General features: G+C 47.7%; 24 protein-coding genes. 17 read left to right on the forward strand and 7 right to left on the reverse strand.

Features of this window, described 5'->3' with window-relative positions:
* Positions 1 to 201: a hypothetical protein gene (locus A0126_RS13800; RefSeq protein ID WP_088838080.1), complete on the reverse strand. Its 201-nt coding sequence runs from the start codon at positions 199 to 201 to the stop codon at positions 1 to 3.
* Between the two features lie 158 nt (positions 202 to 359).
* Between A0126_RS13800 and A0126_RS13805 the strand changes: the two genes are divergently transcribed.
* The gene (locus A0126_RS13805; protein ID WP_088838082.1) at positions 360 to 1,172 is read left to right on the forward strand and encodes an aldo/keto reductase; all 813 of its coding nucleotides are present in this window, start codon (positions 360 to 362) and stop codon (positions 1,170 to 1,172) included.
* Between the two features lie 58 nt (positions 1,173 to 1,230).
* Here A0126_RS13805 and A0126_RS13810 read toward each other — a convergent pair whose 3' ends face one another.
* The 3 genes from A0126_RS13810 to A0126_RS13820 all read right to left on the reverse strand — a co-directional run bounded on the left by A0126_RS13810 (position 1,231) and on the right by A0126_RS13820 (position 6,347).
* Positions 1,231 to 1,692, reverse strand: coding sequence for a hypothetical protein (locus tag A0126_RS13810; protein ID WP_088838083.1), 462 nt, complete (start codon positions 1,690 to 1,692; stop codon positions 1,231 to 1,233).
* 168 nt (positions 1,693 to 1,860) lie between these two features.
* Positions 1,861 to 3,306 carry an alanine/glycine:cation symporter family protein gene (locus tag A0126_RS13815; protein WP_088838085.1) on the reverse strand — a complete coding sequence of 482 codons (1,446 nt, stop codon included), beginning with the start codon at positions 3,304 to 3,306 and terminating at the stop codon, positions 1,861 to 1,863.
* A 584-nt stretch (positions 3,307 to 3,890) separates the two neighbouring features.
* Positions 3,891 to 6,347, reverse strand: coding sequence for a CoA-disulfide reductase (locus A0126_RS13820; protein WP_088838086.1), 2,457 nt, complete (start codon positions 6,345 to 6,347; stop codon positions 3,891 to 3,893).
* Between the two features lie 205 nt (positions 6,348 to 6,552).
* Here A0126_RS13820 and A0126_RS13825 point away from each other — a divergent pair, with 205 nt between their 5' ends.
* From A0126_RS13825 to A0126_RS13870, 10 genes are all read left to right on the forward strand, one after another.
* Complete coding sequence (locus A0126_RS13825; protein WP_088838088.1) at positions 6,553 to 7,086, forward strand: type III secretion system chaperone family protein; 534 nt, start codon at positions 6,553 to 6,555, stop codon at positions 7,084 to 7,086.
* A 154-nt stretch (positions 7,087 to 7,240) separates the two neighbouring features.
* A complete protein-coding gene (locus A0126_RS13830; RefSeq protein WP_088838090.1) occupies positions 7,241 to 8,425 on the forward strand; it encodes a hypothetical protein in 1,185 nt (394 codons plus the stop codon).
* Between the two features lie 24 nt (positions 8,426 to 8,449).
* Positions 8,450 to 9,370, forward strand: coding sequence for an NAD-dependent epimerase/dehydratase family protein (locus A0126_RS13835; RefSeq protein ID WP_088838092.1), 921 nt, complete (start codon positions 8,450 to 8,452; stop codon positions 9,368 to 9,370).
* Positions 9,349 to 10,212: a lysylphosphatidylglycerol synthase domain-containing protein gene (locus A0126_RS13840; RefSeq protein ID WP_088838094.1), complete on the forward strand. Its 864-nt coding sequence runs from the start codon at positions 9,349 to 9,351 to the stop codon at positions 10,210 to 10,212. Before A0126_RS13835 ends, A0126_RS13840 begins: the two co-directional genes overlap by 22 nt.
* Positions 10,209 to 11,642, forward strand: a complete 1,434-nt coding sequence (locus A0126_RS13845) for an alkaline phosphatase family protein (RefSeq protein WP_088838095.1) — start codon at positions 10,209 to 10,211, stop codon at positions 11,640 to 11,642. Before A0126_RS13840 ends, A0126_RS13845 begins: the two co-directional genes overlap by 4 nt.
* The gene (locus A0126_RS13850) at positions 11,639 to 12,370 is read left to right on the forward strand and encodes a glycosyltransferase family 2 protein (protein WP_088838097.1); all 732 of its coding nucleotides are present in this window, start codon (positions 11,639 to 11,641) and stop codon (positions 12,368 to 12,370) included. The genes A0126_RS13845 and A0126_RS13850 overlap by 4 nt, the downstream gene beginning before the upstream one ends.
* Positions 12,367 to 13,107 (forward strand): hypothetical protein, encoded by a 741-nt coding sequence (locus A0126_RS13855; protein WP_088838098.1) that lies wholly within the window; start codon positions 12,367 to 12,369, stop codon positions 13,105 to 13,107. The genes A0126_RS13850 and A0126_RS13855 overlap by 4 nt, the downstream gene beginning before the upstream one ends.
* A gap of 16 nt (positions 13,108 to 13,123) precedes the next feature.
* Complete coding sequence (locus tag A0126_RS13860; RefSeq protein ID WP_088838100.1) at positions 13,124 to 14,041, forward strand: FTR1 family iron permease; 918 nt, start codon at positions 13,124 to 13,126, stop codon at positions 14,039 to 14,041.
* Complete coding sequence (locus A0126_RS13865) at positions 14,038 to 15,414, forward strand: hypothetical protein (RefSeq protein ID WP_088838101.1); 1,377 nt, start codon at positions 14,038 to 14,040, stop codon at positions 15,412 to 15,414. Before A0126_RS13860 ends, A0126_RS13865 begins: the two co-directional genes overlap by 4 nt.
* 13 nt (positions 15,415 to 15,427) lie before the next feature.
* On the forward strand, positions 15,428 to 16,123 hold the full coding sequence (locus A0126_RS13870) for a phosphotransferase family protein (protein WP_088838103.1): 696 nt from the start codon (positions 15,428 to 15,430) through the stop codon (positions 16,121 to 16,123).
* A gap of 410 nt (positions 16,124 to 16,533) precedes the next feature.
* Here A0126_RS13870 and A0126_RS13880 read toward each other — a convergent pair whose 3' ends face one another.
* Both A0126_RS13880 and A0126_RS13885 read right to left on the reverse strand, forming a co-directional pair.
* Entirely contained in the window at positions 16,534 to 17,094 is a 561-nt protein-coding gene (locus A0126_RS13880; RefSeq protein WP_088838107.1) for a GNAT family N-acetyltransferase, read from the reverse strand.
* A 72-nt stretch (positions 17,095 to 17,166) separates the two neighbouring features.
* Positions 17,167 to 17,784 carry a YitT family protein gene (locus A0126_RS13885; RefSeq protein WP_088838108.1) on the reverse strand — a complete coding sequence of 206 codons (618 nt, stop codon included), beginning with the start codon at positions 17,782 to 17,784 and terminating at the stop codon, positions 17,167 to 17,169.
* 421 nt (positions 17,785 to 18,205) lie between these two features.
* On the opposite strand from A0126_RS13885, the gene A0126_RS13890 reads away from it, so the two are divergent.
* The 6 genes from A0126_RS13890 (at position 18,206) to A0126_RS13915 (ending at position 24,802) form a co-directional block, all read left to right on the forward strand.
* Positions 18,206 to 19,558: an FAD-dependent oxidoreductase gene (locus tag A0126_RS13890; protein ID WP_088838110.1), complete on the forward strand. Its 1,353-nt coding sequence runs from the start codon at positions 18,206 to 18,208 to the stop codon at positions 19,556 to 19,558.
* A 227-nt stretch (positions 19,559 to 19,785) separates the two neighbouring features.
* Complete coding sequence (locus tag A0126_RS13895) at positions 19,786 to 20,670, forward strand: SDR family oxidoreductase (RefSeq protein WP_088838112.1); 885 nt, start codon at positions 19,786 to 19,788, stop codon at positions 20,668 to 20,670.
* A gap of 123 nt (positions 20,671 to 20,793) precedes the next feature.
* A complete protein-coding gene (locus A0126_RS13900; protein ID WP_088838113.1) occupies positions 20,794 to 21,345 on the forward strand; it encodes a maltose acetyltransferase domain-containing protein in 552 nt (183 codons plus the stop codon).
* A gap of 99 nt (positions 21,346 to 21,444) precedes the next feature.
* Positions 21,445 to 22,530, forward strand: coding sequence for a site-2 protease family protein (locus tag A0126_RS13905; RefSeq protein ID WP_088838115.1), 1,086 nt, complete (start codon positions 21,445 to 21,447; stop codon positions 22,528 to 22,530).
* 180 nt (positions 22,531 to 22,710) lie between these two features.
* Positions 22,711 to 24,099: an MATE family efflux transporter gene (locus A0126_RS13910; RefSeq protein ID WP_088838116.1), complete on the forward strand. Its 1,389-nt coding sequence runs from the start codon at positions 22,711 to 22,713 to the stop codon at positions 24,097 to 24,099.
* 127 nt (positions 24,100 to 24,226) lie between these two features.
* Positions 24,227 to 24,802 (forward strand): 3'-5' exonuclease, encoded by a 576-nt coding sequence (locus A0126_RS13915; RefSeq protein WP_088838117.1) that lies wholly within the window; start codon positions 24,227 to 24,229, stop codon positions 24,800 to 24,802.
* Between the two features lie 159 nt (positions 24,803 to 24,961).
* On the opposite strand, the gene A0126_RS13920 is transcribed toward A0126_RS13915, so the two are convergent.
* Positions 24,962 to 26,077, reverse strand: a complete 1,116-nt coding sequence (locus tag A0126_RS13920; protein WP_088838119.1) for an NADH-dependent flavin oxidoreductase — start codon at positions 26,075 to 26,077, stop codon at positions 24,962 to 24,964.
* Between the last annotated feature and the right edge of the window lie 36 nt (positions 26,078 to 26,113).

The following is a 26,113-nucleotide window of genomic DNA, read 5'->3' on the forward strand; positions in this document are numbered from 1 at the left end:
TTATTTCTGTTTTTCTTGACGATTCAAAATGAAATAGGCAATCGCCGGAAGCGGAAATTGAACAAGTCCTGCTCCCCCCCATACCCATGGGTTGCGTCCTGTCTTGCGGGCACCAAGAAAGAGGAACGTGGCTTGAGCACCTAATAGTGCTGCGATGCTTGTCCAGACTCCTTTTGGTACTTTTTTAATCGATTTCACCATGATATTACACCTCTCTTCGTTTATGCATCAGTAGACTTTCTTCTCTTTCCCATTCTATATTCCCTGCTTATGAGCATCAAAACAGATGTTCCGCTAAGTTCATGCTAAACTGAACAGGCAAATCCATATTCTAGTTTCATTGAAGGAGGAGTATATACATGCAATACGCAAAACTTTCAAATGGTATCACGATTCCACAGATCGGGTTCGGTGTCTGGCAAGTCGATGAAGAGACGGAAGCACCGGCTGCCGTCGCAGAAGCACTTCGCGTCGGTTACCGTCATATCGATACGGCTGCCGTCTACAAAAACGAACGTGGTGTCGCAAAAGGAATCAAAGAAAGCGGCGTGAAACGTGAAGAACTCTTCTTGACGTCTAAAGTTTGGAACGATGACATTCGTGCCGGACGGACGAAAGAGGCTTTCGCTGAGTCACTTGAGCGACTAGAAACCGATTATCTCGATCTTTATCTCATTCACTGGCCGGTCGAAGGTTATGTCGAAGCATGGAAAGCCATGGTCGAACTTTACGAAGCAGGTAAAATCAAGGCGATTGGTGTATCGAACTTTAAAGAACATCATCTCGATACACTTGCTGAAGAAGGACTCATGACGCCGATGATCAACCAAGTCGAGCTTCATCCACAACTTCCACAGCATGAATTGCATGAATACTTGCAAGATCACAGCATTCAAGTCGAAGCATGGAGCCCACTCATGCAAGGTAAGTTCCTTGAAATCAATGATTTCAAAGAGATTGCTGAAAAACATGGTAAGAGCCCATCACAAGTCGTTCTACGTTGGCACCTCGATAACGGAATCGTTGCGCTTCCGAAATCAGTCACACCAGAACGGATTGCTGAAAACTTCGATGTGTTTGATTTCCAACTCGATGCAGACGACCTCGAACAAATCGATCGTCTCGCGACAGAAGTCCGCCTCGGACCGGACCCTGACGAAATTGACTTTTAATCCACTGACCGATACACGAAAGACTGCTGACGGGACCTATCCCGTAGCAGTCTTTTTTTTAAGCGTAATAAATAAGAATCGTCTCTTCTGTCGTTTCAGCCTTGCTGAAGTATGCGCGTAAATCAGCAAACTGTTCCCACACGTCGTCGAATTCTCCATGTTGCCCCGCTTCATCATAAATCGTCTCTAGTGACCGACGATCAAAATTTCGCATGACTTCTGCTGAGATGATGATTAACGGAAGAGGGAGAATCCCGACAATTGCTGCTTGTGTTTCGTTGACAATCAACTCTTCACCGACAATCGCTCGACCTAAGTTGTAATGGGTCTCTTGATCGATATAGATATCGATTTGATTCATCAAGTGATAGAGGGCTGCCGTGTCTTCCAGAGCAAATAGCTGTTCATAATCCGGCTGCGTCTCATGGATAAAAAGAATCCAGTCCATGATGATATGCGGGTCGTCACCAAACGAATCCCAAACGGCATCCGCGACACGAACGTAATGTACGTTTTCCATCCTCCCTCTCCTTTCTTCGTTTCTTTAATAGCTATTCCCATTTTTTCGATGCTTTAGTAATTTTTTTAGAATCTGCGTACTAAAAAGCAACGAAAAAAAACGCTCTCACCTTCTGATAGCACGTTGTCTACATGCAAAAAGAACCAGCAAAATGCCGGTTCTTTTTGATTAAATCGCTTTTTCTTTTGATTCGTCCGTTTCCCACGCCTCAAGAGATTCTTTACCTGGTAAGTTCGGAATCGAATTCGCATAAAAGCGCGGATCTTTTCCGGATTTTCGTTGTTCGAGGTAATCATCAAGTGCGAGTTTCGCGATTTTAGATAAGCGGAAAATCGCATACAAGTTGACGACTGCCATCAAGCCCATGAAAATATCAGCAAGCGCCCAGACAAGACCTGCCGTCTGTACGACTGAACCGAAGACAATCATCCCGAGTACGATGACACGGTAAGCCATCATCAGTGTTTTATTGTCATTAATGAAGCTGATGTTCGATTCACCGTAATAATAGTTTCCGATGATTGAACTAAATGCGAACAAGAAGATCGCAAGTGCCATGAACGTCGTCGCAAACACTCCGACCTGAGTCGAGAGTGCGTTTTGCGCGAGTTCGATCCCGGCAACTGCTTTTCCGTTCGCGTCTTTCGTCGCGACATCACTAACGAGGATGATCATCGCTGTTGACGAACAAATGAGTAACGTATCAACAAATACACCGAATGATTGAATCAAACCTTGCTTGACGGGGTGTGACACTTCAGCCGTCGCAGCAGCATTCGGAGCAGAACCCATACCGGCTTCATTCGAGAACAGACCACGACGAATTCCGTTAAGAACTGCAGCACCAATTGCTCCGCCAGCAAGCGTCTTGAACTCTAAAAGTCCCTCTTGGAAAATCAAGCCGAAGACGTTCGGCAACAATTCAAGATTCGTAATCATAATGAAGAGGGCGATTAAAATGTATCCGCCCGCCATGATCGGAACAAGAAATGCAGAGACCGTTGCAATACTACGTACTCCACCGAAAATCACGAGTGATGTTAATAAAACGAGTGCAATCGTGATCCACATCTTATCGATGCCATACTGACTTTGAAGTGACAATGAAATCGTATTCGATTGAACCGAGTTAAAGACAAACCCGAACGAGATTGTAATCAAGATACTGAAGACGATTCCGAGCCACCGTTGGCCAAGCGCTTTTTCCATGTAGTAGGCAGGGCCCCCACGCCATGCCTTCTCATCACGGACTTTATAAATTTGAGCAAGTGTACTTTCGACGAATGCTGACGCTGAACCGATCAAGGCAATCAGCCACATCCAAAAGACGGCACCGGGTCCACCTAGTGCGATGGCTGTCGCAACACCGGCAATGTTCCCGGTCCCGACACGTGCAGCCGTACTGATCGCGAACGCTTGGAATGGTGAGACGCCATCCTTTCCTTTATCTGTTCCCTGGAACAGTAACCGTAACATTTCAGGTAACATCCGGAATTGGACGAATCCCATGCGAATCGTAAAATAAATGCCTAAGCCAACAAGTAAGATGATCAGGACGCTCGACCATAATACATCACTAATATTCGTTACGATATCCATCAGTTGTTTCTCCATACAGGCTCCCCCACTTCTCTCTTATGTAACATTTCTTCACATGTGTTCTATAATACGAAAGTTTTTTTGAAAAATCAAATACAGTTGTATCAGTCAACTTCTGATTACGAGGCATTTCTATCCATTTCCTCACATTAGATGTGAGGTTTTTCGTTTACGAACAAAAAAAGAACGGCCTCACTCAAAAGGAGGGACGGCTACCAATTAAACGGAATCAGGACTTTTTCATGCGTGTCCCAAATACACACTAAGCCATCGTGAAAAAGAAGCATTTACATCGAAATGGCCGATGATTCCGTGGAAGTGGAATCATCGGCCATTTCGATTAACGGAGGACGGAAACGTTTATCCTCAACTCCTATGGGAAAAGGAAACGTGATTCGCGTTTCCGTCAGGAAGAGGTAAGCCGCGGCATGACCGCATGAAATGCGGGCTGCCGCGGCTTACCTTCCGCCCAAGGAAAGTGAGGATGGCAGAAACGTCCGTCACAAGGATGGATGTTCATCTGAATTAGTCACCCCCTCCATCTTTAGACAAACACTTAGAGCCCCTCCACTTTTCGCGGAAGGGCTCTTTTCGATTCTTTAGATGAATAGATTTAAGTTGGCATCGTCTGTCGCACCAAGATAACTTGCGACCCCACCATAATCGATATCATCTAACAATTCTTCTTTTTTAATCCCCATGATGTCCATCGACATCGTACACGCAATCATCCGGACGCCTGCTGCTTGCGCTTTTGCCATCATCGTCTCTAGCGCATCGACTTGTTTGTCCTTCATGACTTTTTTCATCATTTTTTGACCGGCGCCTGCCATGTTCATGTTGGATAATGGAAGATCACCGGCATGTTTCGGCATCATCATCTCCATCATGCGTTCCATCGGTGCTTTGTCGACGGCTGGTGCATCCGGCTTACGAATGACATTCAGTCCCCAGAACGTGAAGAACATCGTGACTTGTTTGCCCATCGCTTGTGCACCTTGTGCGATGACGAATGACGCAAGTGCTTTATCAAGATCACCACTGAAGACGACCATCGTCGCGTCATCTGCTTTTGCGACAGGTGCCGTTGTCACGTGTTGCTCCGTTTGTCCTTGCCCTTTTTCAAGTAAAACTTCGACAATTCCCTGATTCATTTCTGCCGTATGGACGGTATGTCCGAGCTTTGTTGCCCATGCCTGGACGTCCGGTAAGAAACCAGGATCCGATGCTTTAATGAAGACTTGGTCTCCGTCCTGCAGTTGATCAATCTTTGTTTTTAATTCAACGATTGGTCCCGGGCACTGTAATCCACATGTATCGAGCAGCGTGATTTGCTCTGCTTTCACGGCTTGTTTCGGCTCACTTTTAATCGTCGTCACTGCTGTTTCCTCCCGTGCTTGGTTTCGCGCTTCTTGATCGCGATTGACCGTCGCCCATGTTTTATATCCGCCGCTCAAGTTCTTCACGTCGAAGCCGTTTTGTTTAAGGAGCTGACTCGCGACATATCCCCGTAATCCGACTTGGCATGTCACGTAGATTGGCTGATCCTTCGGTAGCTCGTCGAGTGACGTGCGAAGCGTCGGTAATGAGATATTGACCGAGCCCGGAATCGAACCGAGTTCATTTTCAGACGGTTCACGGACATCAAGTAACAATCCGCCGGCTGCGACGATTTGATCAATTTCATGCCAATGGACGTTTTCGCTGTCCCCTAACACGATGTTCGAAGCGATGTATCCTGCCATGTTGACGGGATCTTTCGCTGAGCTATACGGTGGCGCGTATGATAATTCAAGATCTGGCAAGTCGAGGACCGTCAAGCCGCCTTTGATTGCCGTCGCTAAGACATCAATCCGTTTTTCGACACCCGTCATCCCAATCGCTTGCGCGCCGTAAATCGTTCCGTCAATCGGATCAAACAAGAGTTTCATTGAGATTGGACTGGCACCCGGATAATAACCGGCGTGCGAACCGGGATGGAGATGGACTGCTTCGTAGCGGCGACCAGACTGTTTCAACCGTTTTTCGTTATTTCCGGTCGAAGCGACCGTCATATCGAATACTTTTGCGACGGCTGTACCGAGCGCACCTGTATACTTGAGGTCGCGTCCGGCGATGATGTCTGCAACGAGACGCCCTTGACGATTCGCCGGCCACGCGAGTGGAACGTGCATCGCCTCTCCTGTCACGTAATCTTTCACTTCGATGGCGTCACCAATCGCAAAGATCGATGGATCAGATGTCCGTAACGTGTCATCGACTTTGATTGTATTCTTGATTCCCAACTCAAGTTTTGCTTCCGCCGCAAGGTTACTTTCCGGCATGACACCAATCGACAAGATGTTCATTTCCGTTTCAATCGTCTTGCCGCTCGTCAAGACAACACGTCTCCCTGCCTCTTCAAAGCGGGCGACACCATCCGATAAAATCAACTCGACCCCTTTTGCGCGTAGATGTTCATGGACGATGGCTGCCATTTCCGGATCGACCGGTGCCATGACTTGATCCATCATTTCAACCAATGTGACTTTCGCACCACGTTCGACCAAGTTTTCTGCCATTTCGAGTCCAATGAACCCCCCACCGATGACGACGGCACGTGCGGGACGGTTCTCATCGACATATTGACGCATCCGGTCCGTATCCGGAATGTTACGTAACGTAAAGATGTTCGTCGCTTCTTCGATACCAGGAATTGATGGACGCATCGGTTTTGCTCCTGGTGAAAGAATTAAGTTGTCATATGACTCCTCATATTCTTCACCTGTATCGACTTTACGGATTGTGACCGTTTTTTGTTCACGATTGATTTGAATCGCTTCCGACAGATTCCGAACATCCAAGTTAAACCGGGCATGCATCCCCTCAGGTGTTTGGACGAGTAGCTTGTTCCGGTCTTTGATGACATCCCCGATATAGTACGGTAATCCACAGTTCGCGAACGAAATCTCTTTTCCACGTTCTAACAAAATGATTTCCGCCGTTTCATCCAACCGGCGTAATCGTGCTGCAGCGGTCGCTCCACCTGCTACTCCACCAACAATGATTGTTTTCATGTCTGTTTTCCTCCTAAATCGAATCGTACTCTCTATGCTTTACAATATACCCATTAAGGTATGTGGTTTCAAGTAGTTTGCTCTACATTTCACATACTTGTCTTATTTTCAAACTGTTTCTTCTTTAAATGATAACGGACATTAGTTGCAATTCCTCTTAAAATGCTTGAAACTGAGATTACAGTATCTATAAGGGGGATTTAAAATGGACCAGGACCGTAACTCGAACGAAACGAATGAGGACAACAAGGTCACACCGCTTCACCCAGAACGTAATCAAGAAGGAACAAACGAAAACGGGGTAACGGAAGTTCAACAACAACACTTGGAAGCATTCCAAGCGTTCTTAGTCGAAAAAGGCATTCCAATGGAAGCACGTGAAAATGAAACACACGTCTTCTTTATGACACAAGAAAAAACACCAGCTGGCGCTGAGCCGATGATGATGATCGTCTTCAGTAAAACGACGACGGACGTTGAGTTATTCGCTCGTACCGTTACGCACGTTCCAGACGGTGTCGAAGATCTTCCTATCTTAAACGCAATCAATGACTTCAACCAAGAGTTCAAGTACTTCCGCGTCGTCCTCGATAGCGATCGCGACGTAACGATTGCTTCAACAATCGACTTAGATCACGGCTTCAACCCGGCTGCCATCTTCGGCCACTCGGTCATGATGTTCCAAGCCTCTGACGAAGTGTACGCGTATTTAACGAAATTGTATGACCAAATTCAATAATTTATATTTTAAAAAAATGGCTCCGGAGATTTCTCTGGAGCCATTTTTTTGTTTTAAGTTCAATTGACAATGAGAATTATTCTCGTTATAGTGAGAATTGTGAAAACGACATCATTTTGTAGATAATTTTATTTTTCCTGGGGGAATGAGACAGATGAAAAAACGATTTAAAGTAGCGTCACTCTTTATGGTAGCCGGATTACTCGCAGCTTGCGGAACGGATGAAAAAGAAACAACGACAGCTCCAAAAGAAGACAAAACGGAGCAAACGTCTGATAAAAACACGAATGCCGGAATCGCCGCAACGACATTAACGGACGAATTGACACTCTTCAGCTCAATCAAGACAGAACTCGATAAAGCGAAAGAAGGACAAGCCATCGATTGGAAGATGGTCCAGACGAGTTATGAATCGAAGTTAAAAGGTGGCGTCGCAACTGCTGCTCCTGAAATCGAACAAGTCGTCACTTCTGCCCTCGCAGGCGTCGAATCAAAGGATTTGGATGAGAACATTGCCCGTCAGCTTGTCGATAAAGGACTTCAGTCTTACTTCTATAAACTCCAAAAATCAATGCAAGCAACAGCAGAAGAAGCAGTCGCGGCCGGAAAAACAGATGACGCCATGGCGACGTTAGGAGATATCAAAAACATGGCGGAAACTGTCTTCATCCCGACAGCCGAAAAGCGCGATGCGAGTTATGACTTCAAAAACGAAGAAGCCATCGCACAAGCGATCACGTCCGGTCTCGCAGCACAAGAAGACGCCATCTCGGCTGAAAACGTCGCTGACTTTAAAGTCGCAAAACAGTTGACGGATAAGTCGATTTACCGTTCATTCTATCTCGCAGCACTCGGTTATGCACAAAAAATCGAGGATGGCGCTAAATCCGGTGCCGACGAACAAGAGTTACAAATGGAACAAGCAGAAGGCTACGGATTCTTACTCGCAATCGAGGAATCACTTGCCGGTGGCGATGAAGCCGCCGTCGCAAAACTAAAAGAACAATACGACTTCTCAAAAACAAAACCAGCAGACGTCTCTTATGAAGAGATCGAAGGTCTCTTCGCCAAAGCATTGACGAAGAAAGTCGTCGGTTATCATGAAGAAGCAATGGAAGCACTCGAAGCGAAAGATGTCGATACAGCACGTGTCGAAGCGATGGAAGCAAACATGTTCGTCATCGCGATGAAGCCGACCCTCGAAAATCGTCTCGGTAAAGAAGAGGCAGACGCTGTTCTTGCTGACGCTAACACATGGTACGATCTCATCGAAAAAAATGACGCAGAAGCGGAAACGGTGAGCAAAAAAATCGTCGATGCGCTCGATACGTTCAACTAAGCAAGACGATTGGAGGAACTTCCTTTGAACATCGGAATTACGGGTGGCGCTGGCTTCATCGGTGCTGCACTTGCAACTCGTTTGCGTACTAGTGGTCATACCGTATCGATCATCGATGCCTTCACCGATTATTATGCAAGCGACTTGAAACGCGAACGGGCAGCGGAGCTGACACGACTTGGCGTAAACATCTGTGAAGCAGATGTCCACGTCGGACTCGATGCCTGGTGTTCATCCGGTCAATTCGATGCCTTGTTCCATCTTGCTGCTTTACCTGGCGTTCCCGGATCTTTACGTGAGCCGCATCGCTACATCAAAGAAGATATCGATATGACGGTGACCGTCCTTGAAGCGGCAAAACAACATCAGATTCAGCAAGTCTTGTTTGCCTCTTCTTCTTCGGTTTACGGGGAGCAGACAGGTGCGTTGAGCGAACAGCAGGCAACCGGTCAAGTCGTCAGTCCATACGCCGCGGCGAAGTATAGTGCCGAGACGTTCTGTAATGCCTATCAAAACCTGTATGGATTACAGGTTACGATCTTCCGCTTCTTTACGGTCTACGGACCATCCGGACGCCCGGATATGGCGCTTTACCGCTTCATCGAACAAGCGCTTCGTGGTCAAGAACTTGTCGTGTTCGGTGACCCGGTACGCGACTTCACGTACATCGATGACATTACACGCGGGATGGAACAAGCACTTCAAGCGCGCGCAATCGGGACTTATAATTTAGGGGCGAATCGACCGGAGTCGGTCCGAACGATTGCCAGGTCCCTCAGTGAGCGATACGGTGTTCCGGTAACGTTCACCGAGCAAAGAGAAGGAGATGTCTCGATGACATGGAGTAATACGGAAGCTGCACGACAAGCATTCGACTACACGCCCTCCGTTACCTTGAATGAAGGACTCGAGCGGATGATTACATGGCATCTCGGGCGCATGTAATCCGTACAACCGCAAGCGTCCTCTTGACGCTTGCGGTTGTTTTTTTATTAATTCGGTTCGTGCTCGAGTTACCTGTCCTCTATGATTACTTGCGCACCCTTTCACGCTCTTACTGGACGCTACTCGCAAGCTTGTTGTATGCAGGTGCTTTTTATGTCCGCGCTGTCGCCTGGCGCGTGGCTGATCAGCGGCAGGCACCCTTGCCAATCTATTTGACGAGCCTCTATCTCGGCCTTGCCGTCAATCACTTGTCACCCGTCAAACTCGGCGAAGGTGTTCGCCTGCTAACGGCACGTGCCATCGCTAGTCCCTTAAAACGGACAACGGCAATCCTTGTCGCACAGCGCGGCATTGATTTGGTCGTCCTCGGACTCTTCGTCTCGCTCGGCTTGCTCGCGACGAAAACAGCTCTTCCTGCAGGTATCGCGATTGTGCTCGGTGTACTCGCCTTAGTCGTCGTCCGCCCTTTTTTACGGACGATGTACGCATTAATCGGGTATGGCACACTCGCTTGGTGTTTGGAAGCGGGCGCCGTTTACTGCTTATTCTTAGGCGTGAACGCTGTCCTTCCCTTCCCCCTCGTCTTAATCGCGATGAGTGCCGGTGTCTTGTCCGGAATTGCTCAATTCACCCCCGGTGGTCTCGGCACGTATGAGCTCGCCATGGGAACGGTTCTACAGACGGCAGGCGTCGACCATCCTTATGAACTTGCCTTGATGACGCACACGTTCAAATATGCGTTCGCCTTCATCGCACCTTTGTATTTTTTGGTCAGACATCACCGTAGTGTCACATTACTGTTTCGCCAATTCAAGAATCAACAGAAAGGAGGATCTTCATGAAAAGTGCTTCACGTTTTGAAAAAGTCGCAGCCCGTATGTGGAATCTGTTGAATGAAGGAAAACCATTCACCCCGATTTTTACAATCGGTGTCTTCCTCAGCTACTGCCTTTTGTTCCAACAGACACTGAGCGGTGCCGGCTTCGGATTTTTAGTGACGTTGCCTTTATTCGTACTGTACTGGAAATTTGATTTCCCGCTGTTCCTTCGTAATTATTTATGGATGCCCGTCATCGTCTGGTTATTCCTTGAAGGAACGGATACACGGCTCCTGCCCCTATTCGCTTACGGAGCAGGTCTTTATTTCTTCTTCACGATTTTCTTCTGGGGAACGATTTATTACCATTTACGGATTGGAACGGACTGGCTCAACTTCACGCGTTTTTGGAAACTCGTCCTCAAGAACAGTGACTCGACGAGTGGTAACGCGCAAGAACAACTACCGAAAGTCGCACTCTTACTTGCCTACTGGCAAACAGCGTCAATCAATCCGACCTTTGACTGGTCGTACGTCTTGTTCCCTGCCGGATTGTTACTATTTGCTTGGATTCTCCACCATTATCTCTTCGACTGGAAACCGAAACTTCCGACTGAGCCGACAAAAGACGTCAGCTTGCCGACTTCAGACAAAGTCTACGTCTTGATTGTCGACGGGATGCGAAAAGACCGATACATGGCTGCGAACACTCCGTTTCTCGAGCGATTGCGTCAAGAAGGAACGGAATATACGAATATGGAAACCGTCTACCCGGCCCGGACAGTCGTCTGCTTCAGCTCGATGTTCACGGGAGCACGTCCGGAAGATCACGGAATTCATTCCAACATGGTCTGGAATACGACCGGTGTCAAAACGGATACCGTCTTCGACCGGTTGCGTGCCGTCAATAAATCCGGCAAGATTCTCGGGATTGCCCACCTCGTCGATGCGTTCGGTTCGACCGACGTCAGTACCGTGACAGCCGTCATGCATAATGATGTCGCCGACCGCAACATCATCGAACGGGCCAAGCAAATCGTTCACGAAGAAGATCCGGATTTGCTTGCAATCCAATTAATCGGAACGGATCAAACCGGTCATAGTCGCGGGACGCTCTACTCGGAATATATTCAAAAAATCGAGGAAGCCGATGCGCTACTCGCAGAGTTTTGTGAAGAACTCGATCGTCTCGGTAAGTTAGACGATGCGACACTGATCGTCATGGCCGATCATGGTCAAGCCGACGGGATCGGCGGGCATGGTCACCTCGACGAAGGAGAACGTTTCGTCCCATTTTGGATGTATGGCAAACACATTCATGCTGGTCGCAAGGTCGATACACACCGGCATATCCTGTCGCTTGGACCAACGATTACGAAGTTGCTTGGTGCCGATATCCCGCACGACAGTCGTGGCGTATTGTTGACGGAAGCTTTTAAGGAGGAACGCTCATGAAGAAAATCGTCGTCTTCCTTCCGGCTCACAATGAAGAAACCTCTCTCCCACTCGTCTTAAAACGAATCCCGGATGAGATTGACGGAATCCCCGTCGAAACGATTGTCATCGATGATGGATCGACCGATGCTACATCGACCGTCGCAACCCTGAACGGTGCTCAAGTCTACCGGTTCGAACAAAATCGTGGTCTTGGCGCTGCGGTCCGCGAAGGATTGTATCGCGCTTATGACCATGATGCGACCGTCGCCGTGATGATTGATGCGGACAACGAGTACCCGGCCGATCAAATTCCGGACGTCGTTCGACCGATCTTAGCGAACGATGCGGATTATGTCTTCGGATCACGATTCCTCGGGACGATTGACGGAATGCGCCTCTATCGCTATATTGGGAATCACGTCTTTACGTGGCTTCAATGTGTTTTACTGAAACGAAAAATTCATGACGGACAAAGCGGGATGCGTGCTTTCTCACGCGCTGCTTGCAAACACGCGGAAATCATCCACGATTACAACTACGCGCAAGTCTTGACGTTGAATCTCGTCCGTAAAGGATTCCGTCTGAAAGAAGTACCGATTCGTTACCGGGTACGTGAATCAGGAAAATCTTTTATCCGCTTGAACTATATTCAACGTGTGGTCCCTGCCATTTACAAAGAGTGGCGTCGACCAATCGTTGCACTACCGATTGAAGAACGTTTTGAACGAAAGGAGCATCTCGGATGATAAAACGTTTAGTCCTTCCGGTCGTTGTTTTCTTCTGTCTCCTCGCGACTCCTTTATCGGCGTTTGCTTACAGCTATGGTGACCCGGGCAAAGAAGCTTTTGCGGAAGCTTATAAACAATTTGAGGAACAGCTCGATCAAAAAGATTATGCACTTGCGAAGGAAACGATTGACGCGTATGATAAAGAATTTAAACTTTACTTCCCTGAAGCGAAGGAAAAAATTGATGCTGCGTTAGCGGAAGAAGACGCAGAGAATGCCAAACAGGCGTATCGCGTTGCCTTACGTCAAAACATCGAACGTCGTCTTCATTTTGCGGATGAGCAGTTCGAAGACTTCGGACAGGCGAAGCTGTTACTTGCGAAAGCACGCGGCACATATGATGTACTTGCTCCTTATGTCAAAGAAAGCACAGATGCAAAAACGTCCGATGCATTGTATACTGCGTTTGACGATGCACTTACTGCGCTCGGGAACCCCGGACTGTTCGGAGTCGGGAAAAAAGCGAGTGATAAAGAAACATTTGATCAAAACATTGCATTAATCGAAGATACAATTACACCACTATTCGTTTTACCCGGAGAAGAAAAAACCGGTTTATTTGAAGAAGAGGATTCGATTTTCGGACAATCCTTCGGAACAGATGAGATTTGGAAAACGATTGCGATTGGTCTTGTCATCGTTCTAATCGTCATCGTCATCATCGGTCAACGAAAAAAGAAACGTCAACATCACTGATTAGGGAGGAAGGACGATGGATTTTCAAGCGTTTTTAATTACGCTTCGTGAATGTCTCGAAGCTGTCTTGATCGTCGGTTTGATTCTCGGCTATCTCGATCGACTCAACGCACCGCAATATAAAAAATGGGTCTATGCCGGAGTCGGACTTGCGCTGCTCGCGAGCCTCGGTGTCGCCTTTTTATTCCAAGTCGTCTTTACGAGTTTCGCAAGCTTCGGTAGCGACACGTACTTGCGTCTTGGTATTATGATGATCTCCGTCATCTTACTGACACACATGGTGCTCTGGATGGGGAAAGAGGCGAAAGAAAACCAACAGGCCTCGCAGGCAAAAGTCGCGGCGGCGGTCTCGACAGGCAGTGCCATCACGATGATCATCCATTCGTTCCTCGTCATCGTCCGAGAAGGCATCGAGACGGTTTTCTTCTTCGCTGCCATTTCCGGCGGTGAAATCGAGAAAGTCTTGACGAGTTATGGTGCCGTGTCTGGTCTCTTGCTCGCACTCATTTTCGGTTACCTGTTCGTTTCCGGAACGATGAAGATTCCAGTCAAACGTTTCTTCCAAGTGACAGGCATCCTGATTCTGTTTATTGCTGCCGGCATGCTCGTCCAAACGATTGGACGTTTCCAAGACCTTGGATTGCTCGGAAGCCTGTTGACGAACGCCGATGGAACACCGGCAGCCTTGTATAACATCGTCGGGTTTATGCCGGAACACTACATCGACCAAATTCAATATTTGCGCGATACAGGCAATCCGACATTAATCAGCGGACAAATCGGTACGTTTATGGGTGCGATGTTCGGCTACAGCCATAATCCATCACTTGAGCAAGTGATCGCCTGGTGGGGCTACTTCGCGTTTGCCGGTTTCATGCTGATGCGTCAAAATCGAACACCAAAAGCAGCCAAAAAACTTCAGGAGGTTTCTTGACCGTTCGGAGCGATCGTCTACTTGGACGATCGCTTTTTTTCACGCTCTGTTTCGCCATCTCACTATTGCTGGGTGTTCATCTTTATCTGGTCAGCCCGTTTGTCGCAAGCTACGACATCGCCAACTTTACGTTAGCGGTTGGACAGTATGATTTGGCGAATTTGCAGCCACATTTTCCGGGGTACCCGTTTTTCATCTTACTCGCGACAGGTCTCACACGACTCGGGCTTGAACCCGTCCGTGCGCTTGGCATCGTCTCGACGCTTGGCTTCACGAGCGGACTGATTCCGTTATATTTGCTGTTAAAACGTCAGTCGTTTGATACGGCACGTTTACTAGCTGCTTTCACTGTCATCTCGGTTGCTTCACTCGTCGTCATCTCTGCGACCGGGATGTCGGATGGTCTTGCACTTGGTGTCCTCTGTTGGTTCATGTGGAGTGTCGAACGTGCTCGGCACGGTCATTTCCGTCTTTTGCCGTACCTCTTATTCGGACTGTTGATGGCAACACGATTATCCTATGCGCCGTTCGGAATCGTGTTACTCTTTTTACTTTGGCAAACCCGAAAAGACTACTGGCAACTCCTGTCCGAAGTGGCGACGTTACTCCTGGCACAACTTGCCTGGCTGTTACCGGTCGCCTTCTCGGTCGGGGGACCCGCGTCCTTCGCTCAATTGTCACTCAGTTTCGTGACGGGTCACTTTTCGGACTGGGGCGGTACGGCACAAACGGACGAAGCCTCGTTGATTGAACGACTTGGATTGACACTCAACCAAATCGTTTGGCATGGTTTAGGATTTACAAGTTGGCTCGGTCTTGCTTCAGGGCTATTCTTGTTCTGCCAACGAATCCGTCCGCTTCCTCTTTGGTGGAGCGTCACCGGTACTGGTTATTTCCTTTGGGTCTGGTTGGCCCAAAACATTGATAAACCACGCCATGTTTTACCTCTCGTCTTACTGCTCGTCTTCCTGCTTGTTCGCCATCTGTCAGTGCGTTGGCTCGTCCCATTTTTATGTATTCAATTGGTGATGGGAAGTGTCGCCTTGTACCGCCAAGCGACAATTGAACCGGCAACTATCCAGTTGGCGGATGCCATTACCGGTTTACCGGCGTCAGCGACCATCTTTACGGATGAAGAAGACCGCCAGTTTTTGATGGCACGTCCTGACGCTACGATCGTTCCGATTGGATCTGTCAGCAAATGGCGGGCGGAGCCTAAATCAGCGGAAGTTTACCTGACCGGACGATTACTCAAACAGTTGCGGGTGGCAGATGTATCGATTGAAGTGACGGAGGTTTTCTGCTTCACGAGTGACCCCCGGTTTGAACCGGAGGATGCGGAGGCGCGGTTGTACCGGATGATCTTACGATAAGGAGCGGATTGGGATGAATATCATTGGAACCGGCAACACGGCAACGATTCAAAAAGAAACTGCGGCGATTGTTCGAAAGCAGTTTCACGCACACGTTCCGCATGCAGCGGTCCAGCAGGAATTTCAAAATCATCTGTCCATCCAGAACCACTTTCCGATGACACCTCGTGTTTATAATCAAGTTGATCATTCCATTCGAATGGAGTATTTAAAGGGTGAAGCGCTCGGAGATTTGATGAAACGTCATCCCGTTCGGATTCTCCGCTACATGACGATCATGGTCACCTTACACCAGCACCTTCACAGGTTATCCGTCGGCGGGTTACCGCGTCTTCAAGAACGGTATCCCGCTCACACTACACTTGTAGCGGGACATACTTTGTGTCATGGTGATTTTCACCCGTATAATCTGTTGCTTGTTAAAGAAAACGTCTATGTCATCGATTGGATGGATGCCTCCATCGGCAATCCACTGATGGACGTCGCCCGTACTTTTTTGTTGATTCGCTATGGAGGACGAATGTCTTTACGAAATCCGGCAGAATGCATTTCCCGATTCATCCTCAGTCATTTGTATCGTGTCTGTTATTTTAAGCGCATCAGAAAAGTCACCGCATTCGAGGCTTGTTTACGGCTGTGTGCAGCTTCCCGCTTGAAAGAGCAGATTACGCCTGTCGAATCCGTTCTGTTACAGCGTTTTTTAAAGTGATATCCAACGAGTCACAGATCATCGCCACTTAATTAATCTGAAAATAAAAAATCACTCTTTTCCACGCGCTTTCCTCAGGCGAGACACAAGCCAGTTTTCCTGCCTCCATGAGGCAGAAAATCGGGTCTTGTTTGTCTCTGACAGCGCAAGTCGTCTTGCGCTTTTTCCTGTAGGAGTCGCGTGAAGCGAGTGATTTTTTGATTTCAGATTCTTGATGGATGGATTTTAACAGCTTAACAAAACGTCGTTGAGAAGCAGACAAGACGAAGACTCCTGCGGGAAAAGCGGAACAGGTGAGACCCCGTAAGTCGCGCAGACGACGCGGAGGCTCACGTTTCGCCCGCGGAAAGCGAAGTCTTGTCTGCGTATCAACGAATCTTGAAATGAATTCAAAGTACTTCACTCATCATTCAAGTTGCATACGGTCGTTCCATGTAATCAAATTGTCCGCCACTGATTTCAATCGTCTTGACCGGGACGAATCCAAGACGTCGATAGAGACGTTGCGCCCCAGCATTCGTCTGATCGGCATTTAACGTAAACGCGCGTAATCCACGCTTCTCCCCTTCGTCCGCTGCTGCCTGCAACAGTTCAGACCCGATTCCTCTTCCGCCATATGCCGGATCGACCGACAATGTATCGAGATAAAAGACGTTTCCTTCCGTCTCTTGATCAATTTGTATCTCTTGACCTGTCCACGCGAGGAGCTGACGTTTGATCGGTTCATCCAACTGCGCTGCATCCACTCCCGCATATGCGATGACGATGCCGACGACGCGCCCATCGAGCTCCTTGACGAGAATGTTCTCGTGACTTAACCGGTTTCCCGTTTGCGTCACAAACAGCGCAAGCCGTTCCAAAATCAATTCTTTCTCCTGCGTTCCGGTCAGTGTCTCGGCAATTTCATGAATCGCCTGTTCAATCAATGGTGCGATTTGATCGGCGTCTTCCGCAGTCGCTTGTCTAATCATTGGGTAGCCCCCTTCTCGTTATCTCTTTTTATCCTAAAACAAAATCCCTCCTGATGTCAGGAAGGATTTTATTTATTTCAGTTGTGGCGCTGGTCTAACTACTGGTACAGTAACCGGTTCGCGTGTCATGACTGAGACGACGCGTCCCGCGATGGCAACTGCAAGTAACGTATAAAGCGTCAAACTGACTGGCAAGTAGACGAGTGAAATGACAAGAACAATTGCATCGAGACTAAATAAAATCGTCCCGATCGATAAACCTGTCACTTTGCTAAGGCCCATTGATAAAAGGTCGTCACCACCGGTCGCAGCACCACTCTTCAACACAAGACCAAGTCCGTATCCCGTGATGATCCCACTCGCAATGGCGGCGATTAACGTTGCCGGCCAGGCCTGTTCCGGGAAATGGAACAAATCGAGCTGATGCCACATCTCATAAAAGAGCGATAGTGCACCTGCTGAGACAAGTGCCTCACTGACAAAGCGTTTTCCTTTAAAATAAAGTGCTCCAATAAAGAATGGAATGTCGAGCACGATCATCGAAATCGATGGATTGATATCAAAGAAATACCGTCCTAATAAAGATAACCCGATAAATCCGCCTTCTGCTAATCCAAACTGTTCATTCAAAGTATAGTAGCCGAACGCCATAAGTAACGTTCCTGCTAAGATGGTTGCGATTCGTTTCATGTTTTATTGTCCTCTCCCGTATCTTCCATGGGAGAGGTTTTATTGTTGCCGTTTGGGTATTCATCTATTTTCGCTCTCCCTGATTTTTTTAACCATTACTGTCTTGTTTACGTAAGACCAGCGATGCTAAAAATCAGGTAAGCTAAATAGATGATCGGTCCTCTCGGTATCCATCGGTTTCCACCCTTTCATTTAGTTCTCCATCTTATTATAACCCGAACTTCAGAAACTAAAACATTTTTACGGACTTTTAACAAAAACGTTATAAGTCATTACCTCTTTGTTCACAAATTCACAATTCAGACAAAACTATGCTCAATTATGAACAAACTACTTGAAACCGACATTGTGAAGTATTACACTAAGGTTATCAAATCGAATGTGATTAATATCACAATTAAACAAAAAGGGGACTTTACTCATGAAAGTAGCAGTCATCGGTTGTACACATGCAGGAACAGCAGCAGTCAAAGAGCTTACGGCAACGAACGAAAACCTTGAAATCACAGTCTATGAACGAAACGATAACGTCTCATTTCTCTCTTGCGGGATTGCCCTTCACGTCGGTGGTGTCGTTGAGCATGCCGAGTCACTCTTCTACTCTTCACCTGACGAGCTGGCTGACCTCGGAGCAACGATGCGCTTGAAACATGATGTCCTTGAAATCGATAGTACGAACCAAACGATTCTTGCGAAAAATCTTCTGACGGGTGAAACCGTTCACGATACGTACGACAAATTAATCATGACAACAGGTTCATGGCCAATCATTCCGATGTTACCGGGCATTGAACTGAATCAAATCGAACTTTGTAAAAACTACCACCATGCTCAAACCATCATCAAAAAAGCAACGGATGCCGGGCGGATTACAGTTGTCGGTGCCGGCTACATCGGTGCTGAACTCGTTGAAGCGTTTGAAGCATACGGAAAAGAAGTGACGTTCATCGACAGTGCCGACCGGATTTTAAATAAATACCTCGATCGTTCATTCACGGATATCATTGAAAGTGAATTGACAGATCGCGGCATTCAGCTCGAGTTGAACCAGACTGTTCAAAGCTTTACCGGCGTAGACGGAAACGTCACACAAGTCGTCACGGACAAAGGAACGTTCGAGACCGATCTCGTCATTCTCTGTGTCGGTTTCCGTCCGAGTACGGAGCTTTTAAAAGGACAAATCGATATGTTACCGAACGGTGCCATCATCGTCGACGACTATATGCGGACGAGTAATCCGAATATCTTTGCTGCCGGTGACAGCTGTGCCGTCTACTACAATCCGGCCCGGACACATGCCTATATTCCACTCGCGACGAACGCCGTCCGTATGGGAACGCTCGTCGGGAAAAACTTACTTGCTCCGACGATTCGTTACCAAGGGACGCAAGGGACGTCCGGTCTCCGGTTATATGACTTAAATATCGCGTCGACCGGCGTCACGGAAGATGCTGCTCCATTCTTTGGACTAGAGGTCATGAGTACAACCGTCACAGATGCGTATCGACCTGAATTTATGCCGACTGCAGAAGACGTCCAACTCAAACTTGTTTTTGAACAAAACTCTCATCGCGTCGTCGGTGCCCAAATTATTTCGAAGGTCGATTTGACGCAAGCGATGAATACGTTATCGGTCGCGATTCAAAATGAAATGACGCTTGAAGAACTGGCCTTCGTCGACTTCTTCTTCCAACCGCACTACAACAAACCGTGGAACTTACTGAATCAAGCAGCTCTACAAGGGATGAAAGAGCTGACAGCAGAACGCGTCTGATCGCTCATCCACCTTATCTTTAGTAAAAATCGGAGTTCACACCTGTGGACTCCGATTTTTTTATTCGCCCTTCGTTCGCATTCAGTTATTTGTTGCTATAGCCTTATCGAGCAGCCTTTTCGCTCTAATAAAAACTTCACTTGGTTAATAAGTTGACGTTTAAACGTGAAATGACAGGGAACATACTTCTTATGCAAATCAAACCACTACCTAGGAGGAATCAGTTCATGTCACAGTCTAAAAATCCACTTACACAACACTTCAACGATGATTTCCCAAAACAGTATCAGGAGCCACCGGCTGTCCAGGCAAAAATGGAACCCCTTCCGGATTGTGGAGAAGAAAGCTACAAAGGTTCAGGTAAACTAAAAGGTAAGAAAGCGTTGATTACAGGCGGTGATTCAGGAATCGGACGTGCTGCTGCGATTGCTTATGCCCGTGAAGGAGCAGATGTCTTCCTGAACTATCTCCCGGAAGAACAACAAGATGCAGAAGAAGTAAAAGCACTTGTCGAAGCAGCTGGTCAAAAAGCGTACTTACTCGCAGGTGATTTAAGTGACGAATCGTTCTGTCAGCAACTTGTCAAAGAGGCACATGATTCACTTGGCGGACTCGACATCCTTGCACTCGTCGCCGGAAAACAACAAGCTGTCGAGGACATCATGGATCTGTCAACAGAACAACTCCGGAAAACATATGAAATTAATGTCTTCTCGCTGTTTTGGGTCGTTAAAGCCGCTCTCCCACTTCTAAAAGAAGGCGCTTCGATCATCACGACAACTTCTGTTCAAGGATACAATCCGAGTGAGAACTTACTTGATTACGCCTCAACAAAATTTGCCATCAATGGATTCACACGCGGCCTCGCGAAACAAATTGCGCCAAAAGGCATCCGCGTTAATTCGGTCGCACCGGGTCCAATTTGGACACCACTTCAAATCTCGGGTGGTCAACCGAGCGAAAACATTCCGGAATTCGGACAAGAAACACCACTCAAACGAAGTGGTCAACCGGTCGAACTTTCGAGCGTCTATGTCTTCCTCGCGTCTGACGATGCCAGTTATGTCACGGCACAAATTTATGGTGTGACAGGCGGAATTGAACTTGCTTAATTGAATGCCAGAGTAAAAAGCGGTTTTGATGGCGACATCAAAACCGCTTTTTTTGGTATCAGTTGCTTCTCCCCGTCCGATTTAGTCTAATGAAGATATACATACCGTTAGGAGATGATTCATGTGACAGAAAAAGAAAAGATGATTCAAGGTCAGTTGTATTTAGCCGGGGATGCGGAGCTCGTGGCGGACCGGAAACGGGCGCAGATGCTTTGTCATCAATTCAACCAACTGAGCATCGAAGAGCTGCCCGACCGAAAATCTCTCCTGCAACAACTTTTCCGGACGGAACAAACGGATTTTTACATCGAACCGTCTTTTAAATGTGATTATGGCTACAACATCACGCTTGGTGCCCGGTTTTATGCCAATTACGATTGTGTGCTGCTCGACATTTGCCCGATTACGATCGGTGACAACTGTATGCTTGCTCCGGGCGTCCACATCTATACAGCGACGCATCCGTTAGATCCTGTCGAACGAAATAGTGGGTATGAATTCGGCAAACCCGTCGTCATCGGGGATAACGTCTGGATCGGCGGACGAGCTGTCATTAATCCCGGTGTGACGATTGGCGATAATGCGGTCATCGCTTCCGGGAGCGTCGTCGTTAAAGATGTCCCTGCGAATACGGTCGTGGGTGGAAACCCTGCTAAGATCCTTAAAACGATTTGATATGGGAAACAGACTGAACCGGCGGCAAATGAAACTTTTTTTCTTAATTTGGCGTACACTAGAGACAGAACGTCATATTTATGGAAGAAGGAATTCATGATGGATAAAAAACGTTGGGGAGGCCTTGCCGTCGCCGGAGCATTTTTGCTCTCGAAAGGAAAGGTCGTCCTTGCACTCTTAAAATTTTCGAAGTTCGGAGGAACGCTGATTTCGTTCGGTATTTCGCTTCTCTTTTATGCCCAAATTTTTGGTGTTTGGTTTGGTGTTGGTTTGCTTTACCTATTGTTCATTCATGAGATGGGACATTTAGCTGCTGCAAAACGCCTGGGTTTTAAGACGGGACCAGCGATTTTCGTTCCGTTCATGGGGGCCGTCATCGGGATCAAAGATACATTCCGAACGCCGAAACAAGAAGCAATCTTAGCCTACGGGGGTCCGCTCGCCGGACTGCTCTCCCTTATCCCGCTTTTGATTGGATATGCCGTGACAGGAAATGATTTTTGGCTCGTTATCTTCCACTTAGGTGCCCTGCTCAATCTATTCAATTTACTCCCGGTCAGTCCGCTCGATGGCGGACGGATTTTAGCTGGTCTGCCGATCGTCGTCTGGATTGCAGGACTCGCTGCCCTGATTGCCTACGGTCTCACCCATTTCAGCATCATCTTATTGTTGATCGCTTTCCTCGGCGGCAGTGCCGTCTGGAAACGGTACCGTTTTGCGAAACAATACGAAGACAATCAATCCGTCCTGATGTTGTACCGGGCAGCCCGCAACCGTGTTTTACAAGCAAAAGCGGAACAGGAACAACAGCCAATCGCTGAACCGGCTGAGAGCGATCAACTCGACTCAGGTGAGACTACAGTCTCCGCTACATCGAGCTATGATCCGATTGCATGGACTTTACGCCATGACTTGCAAAGTCTGCGGAGTGCAAGTCCGGAAGAAGCAAAACCAGCTGCTGACGAACTCTTACGCTATCAATATGATTCGGCGAATGATTACGATGCCTTGCTGCGTCGACTCGACCAACGCATCGAACCGTTGCTTGAAGCGGAAAAATCGGTTGAGTACCACCAGATGCCGAAAAAACAACAAGCGATTACGTTAGTTGCCTATTTGGCACTCGGAGCGATTCTCTTCCTCGCTTTCGAATACTCAAAAGGCTATTTACCGTTACCCTCTTAACGCGCAAACACTCCGTCACTGTACTGTTGTCGGAGTGTTTTTGTTTTCATACCGATTCGTCACAAGGATAGAACAGTTCCTCTTTGCACATTGCCTGGAGTGATTTCTTGCATCTGCCGACCCAAGCGACTAGTCTGAGTAAAAGCCAACGTACTTACCTTAAAGGAGGCTCTCCTACCGATGAATAAGAATACTGCCCAACTGGGAGATGCACCCATCAATAAATTATTGATTGGATTATCGCTCCCGGCGATGATTGGTATGCTCGTCACTGCGCTCTATAACATCGTCGATACGATTTTTGTCGCCCAAGGAATTGGGACGATTGCTGTCGCTGCCGTCGGAATCGCGTTTCCCGTCCAACTCGTTTTGATGGCGATTGCTAATTCACTTGGAATCGGCGGCGCCGCGATTGCCTCCCAACGACTCGGTCAAAAAAATTTAATCGGAGCCAGTCGCGCATATGCAAATGTTTTGATGGTCGTGTTCGTCGTCAGTATGCTCGCCATCGTCTCCGCCTTCATCTTCGTCGAGCCATTGTTGCGTGTCTTTGGAGCAACCGATGAAATCATGCCATACAGCATCGATTTCTTGCGTGTTTTGCTGTTCGGTTCCCCATTCTTCATGTTGACGATGGCATCAAGTGCGATGTTACGGGCGGAAGGACGCGCGAACTACCAAATGCGTGTCATGTTGACAACTGTCGCCATCAATACGATTTTGACTCCTTTATTCATCTTCGGATTCGATTGGGGCATTAAAGGGGCGGCACTCGGGACCGTCGTCGCTCAAATCGTCGGTTCCATCTTGATTTTCCGGTTCTTCTTTACGAAACAGAAAAAGACAAGTCTCCTATTAGACCGTGAAGCCTTCCGTTTTGAACCAAAGCTTGTTGTCCGGATGTCGCAAATCGGTTCGTCGTCCTTCATCATGCAAGTTTCCCAATCGATTTTGTTCATCACCGTCAACCATATGCTCGTCCGATACGGGGGGACGACGGAACTTGCGACCTTCGCCGTCATCAACAAATTCATGGCGCTCGTCGGGATGCCGATTATGGGAATCGTCCAAGGGATGCAACCAATCGTCGGCTACAACTTTGGTTCGAAACAATTCGACCGCATGTCGCTCGCCATCAAACTTGCGATGCGGTACGGTCTGTCATTATCGATTACACTTTGGTTATTGATTCAACTCTTCCCACGCTTTTGGGTCGGAATGTTCACGAATGATACCGCACTGCTCGATGATGGTTCGACCGCGATGCGGATTCTTTTCGCCGTCTCGTTTGTCTATGGGATTCAGATGATCATTAATGGCATGTATCAATCACTCGCGAAAGCCCGTGTCGCGCTTTTCCTTTCTTTATCACGTCAAACACTTTACACGATTCCACTCGTGTTGATTTTACCGATGTTCTTCGGCGTCAGCGGTGTCTGGTTCGCCTTTCCGATTGCTGACTTGATGGCAGTCCTGACTGCGAGTGTCTTTGCTTATCGCGACCGGGTCATGCTCTTTAAGCCCCAAGAATATACAGACCCAGCACCTGAAGCCGTTCAAGCTAAATAATTATCCTGGCCGTCCCGTTCACATGTCATGTGGGCGGGTTTCTTGAGGAAAAAAAATGCTTGGGCCGAAATACGAACATGCATTCTAAGTCTGAATACGGTATGCTCTAAGAAAAGGAGTGATGATTATGGTACAACCCTATACATTAGCCATCGACTTTGAAACAGCGAATCGAAACAGTCGCAGTATTTGTGCATTCGGTTGGTCTGTCCTCGCGAACGGTCAGGTCGTTACGAGTAATCAAGTCTTGATCAATCCAGAAGAAGAATTCGATGCCGGAAATATTCGGGTCCATGGCATCCGTCCGAGTGACGTTTGGAACGAACCTGCTTTACCGGAAGCGATGGAACAACACGGCTTATATGATTTGATTGCCGGTGCCGAACTGATTGTTGCACACAATGCAGCATTTGACATGGGTGCTCTGCAAAAAGCAATTCAAAAGTATGACTTGTATCAAATCCCCGCATTTCGATATGGCTGCACCGTCAAGCTATCCCGTAAACTTTATCCGTGGCTGCCGAATCATAAATTGAACACGATGGCCGATTTTTTAGGTGTATCGTTTAAACACCACGATGCAAAGGAAGATGCCTACATTTGCGCATTGTTGCTAAACGATATGCTCGACCGGACAAATCTTGATCATCCCGTCACCCTCCACGAATTTTGTGGTGTACGAATGGGACAAGTCGCTTATTAATTCTTATTTCATAGGCGATTTGTTCGGATACAATAAGATGACGCTCATGGTTGCTTTTCGCTTTGGAAGCGATCCACGACGGAAAGCGCTTTAAAACGTCTGCATGCTAAAAGGAGGACTCGACTACATCGTCGAATCCTCCTTTTTTAAGTCCGTTGTTTAGTTTGTTGTTTGTTTAATCGGGAACCAGCCTGGACGGCTAATAATTCCTTGCCACAGTGCATCCGGCATCACGAGTTCTGCTTGTGTTGTTGGATCAAGTTCTGTCCGAATCGACGCGACGTCTCCTGCTTCGACTTTTTCGACCCAGTTCGGTTCCATGATTAATTCACGACCGAGTGCGACGAGTGGCACTTCTGTCAAGGCACGTTCGACTTCTTCTGGTGTGTGGAGTGATCCGACACCGATGACTGGAACTTGTTGTCCCACACGCTCTTGAACGAGTGTGATTGGTGAACGTGTTTCGTTTTCATCACGAATCGAACCAGCAAAGAAGTCCATGACGGAGACGTGCAGGTAGTCTAAGTCTTTTTTAGCGAGCACATCAACGAGCTGCATTGTGTCTTCTAGTGTAATCCCCGGGTTTTCGATTTCTTCTGGTGAGAAGCGATATCCGACGATGAACGATGGGTCTTGTTTTGCGAACGCTTCGACTGCATCGACGACAGCAAGTGGGAATGCCAAACGTTTTTCGAGGTTGCCCCCCCATTTGTCATCACGACGGTTTGAGTGTGGTGAGACGAATTGTTGAATCAGGTACGTATTTGCACCATGAATTTCAACACCATCAAATCCAGCTTCCATCGCACGACGCGTCGCTTGACCGAATGCTTCGATGATGGCTTCGACTTCTTCTGCTTCGAGTGCACGTGGTGTCATGGCACCTTCACGTTCTGGCGCTACAGCACTCGCGCTGACCGTCTGTCCGCCGACGAGTTCTGGTGGTGCCATCCGGCCTGCGTGGAAAATTTGAAGAATGGCTTTTGCGCCTTTGTCTTGGATCGTTGTTGCAAGACGTTTTAAGCTTGGAATGAGTTCATCACGCTCTGCGCCGAATTCATTCGGGAAACCTTGTCCATCCGCTGTGACGTTGGCACAAGCTGTGATGACTGCACCGACGCCGCCTGAACGCGCTGCATAATAAGCGAGTTCCGCTTCCGAAACTTCACCATTCTCTTCTGCCGCATAGTTTGTCATCGGCGCCATCATGACGCGGTTTTTCAGTGTCACTCCGTTTGGAAGTGTAAACGTATCAAACATCTTTTCATTAGCCATTGAAACATATCCTCCTCTGAAATCTTAACTTGAATA

The organism is Exiguobacterium sp. N4-1P (assembly GCF_002214325.1).

Coding starts and splice junctions, on each gene's coding strand:
- A0126_RS13800 (WP_088838080.1), bottom strand. CDS start 201: ATGGTGAAATCGATTAAAAAAGTACCAAAAGGAGTCTGGACAAGCATC.
- A0126_RS13805 (WP_088838082.1), top strand. CDS start 360: ATGCAATACGCAAAACTTTCAAATGGTATCACGATTCCACAGATCGGG.
- A0126_RS13810 (WP_088838083.1), bottom strand. CDS start 1,692: ATGGAAAACGTACATTACGTTCGTGTCGCGGATGCCGTTTGGGATTCG.
- A0126_RS13815 (WP_088838085.1), bottom strand. CDS start 3,306: ATGGAGAAACAACTGATGGATATCGTAACGAATATTAGTGATGTATTA.
- A0126_RS13820 (WP_088838086.1), bottom strand. CDS start 6,347: ATGAAAACAATCATTGTTGGTGGAGTAGCAGGTGGAGCGACCGCTGCA.
- A0126_RS13825 (WP_088838088.1), top strand. CDS start 6,553: ATGGACCAGGACCGTAACTCGAACGAAACGAATGAGGACAACAAGGTC.
- A0126_RS13830 (WP_088838090.1), top strand. CDS start 7,241: ATGAAAAAACGATTTAAAGTAGCGTCACTCTTTATGGTAGCCGGATTA.
- A0126_RS13840 (WP_088838094.1), top strand. CDS start 9,349: ATGGCATCTCGGGCGCATGTAATCCGTACAACCGCAAGCGTCCTCTTG.
- A0126_RS13845 (WP_088838095.1), top strand. CDS start 10,209: ATGAAAAGTGCTTCACGTTTTGAAAAAGTCGCAGCCCGTATGTGGAAT.
- A0126_RS13850 (WP_088838097.1), top strand. CDS start 11,639: ATGAAGAAAATCGTCGTCTTCCTTCCGGCTCACAATGAAGAAACCTCT.
- A0126_RS13855 (WP_088838098.1), top strand. CDS start 12,367: ATGATAAAACGTTTAGTCCTTCCGGTCGTTGTTTTCTTCTGTCTCCTC.
- A0126_RS13860 (WP_088838100.1), top strand. CDS start 13,124: ATGGATTTTCAAGCGTTTTTAATTACGCTTCGTGAATGTCTCGAAGCT.
- A0126_RS13870 (WP_088838103.1), top strand. CDS start 15,428: ATGAATATCATTGGAACCGGCAACACGGCAACGATTCAAAAAGAAACT.
- A0126_RS13880 (WP_088838107.1), bottom strand. CDS start 17,094: ATGATTAGACAAGCGACTGCGGAAGACGCCGATCAAATCGCACCATTG.
- A0126_RS13885 (WP_088838108.1), bottom strand. CDS start 17,784: ATGAAACGAATCGCAACCATCTTAGCAGGAACGTTACTTATGGCGTTC.
- A0126_RS13890 (WP_088838110.1), top strand. CDS start 18,206: ATGAAAGTAGCAGTCATCGGTTGTACACATGCAGGAACAGCAGCAGTC.
- A0126_RS13895 (WP_088838112.1), top strand. CDS start 19,786: ATGTCACAGTCTAAAAATCCACTTACACAACACTTCAACGATGATTTC.
- A0126_RS13905 (WP_088838115.1), top strand. CDS start 21,445: ATGGATAAAAAACGTTGGGGAGGCCTTGCCGTCGCCGGAGCATTTTTG.
- A0126_RS13910 (WP_088838116.1), top strand. CDS start 22,711: ATGAATAAGAATACTGCCCAACTGGGAGATGCACCCATCAATAAATTA.
- A0126_RS13915 (WP_088838117.1), top strand. CDS start 24,227: ATGGTACAACCCTATACATTAGCCATCGACTTTGAAACAGCGAATCGA.
- A0126_RS13920 (WP_088838119.1), bottom strand. CDS start 26,077: ATGGCTAATGAAAAGATGTTTGATACGTTTACACTTCCAAACGGAGTG.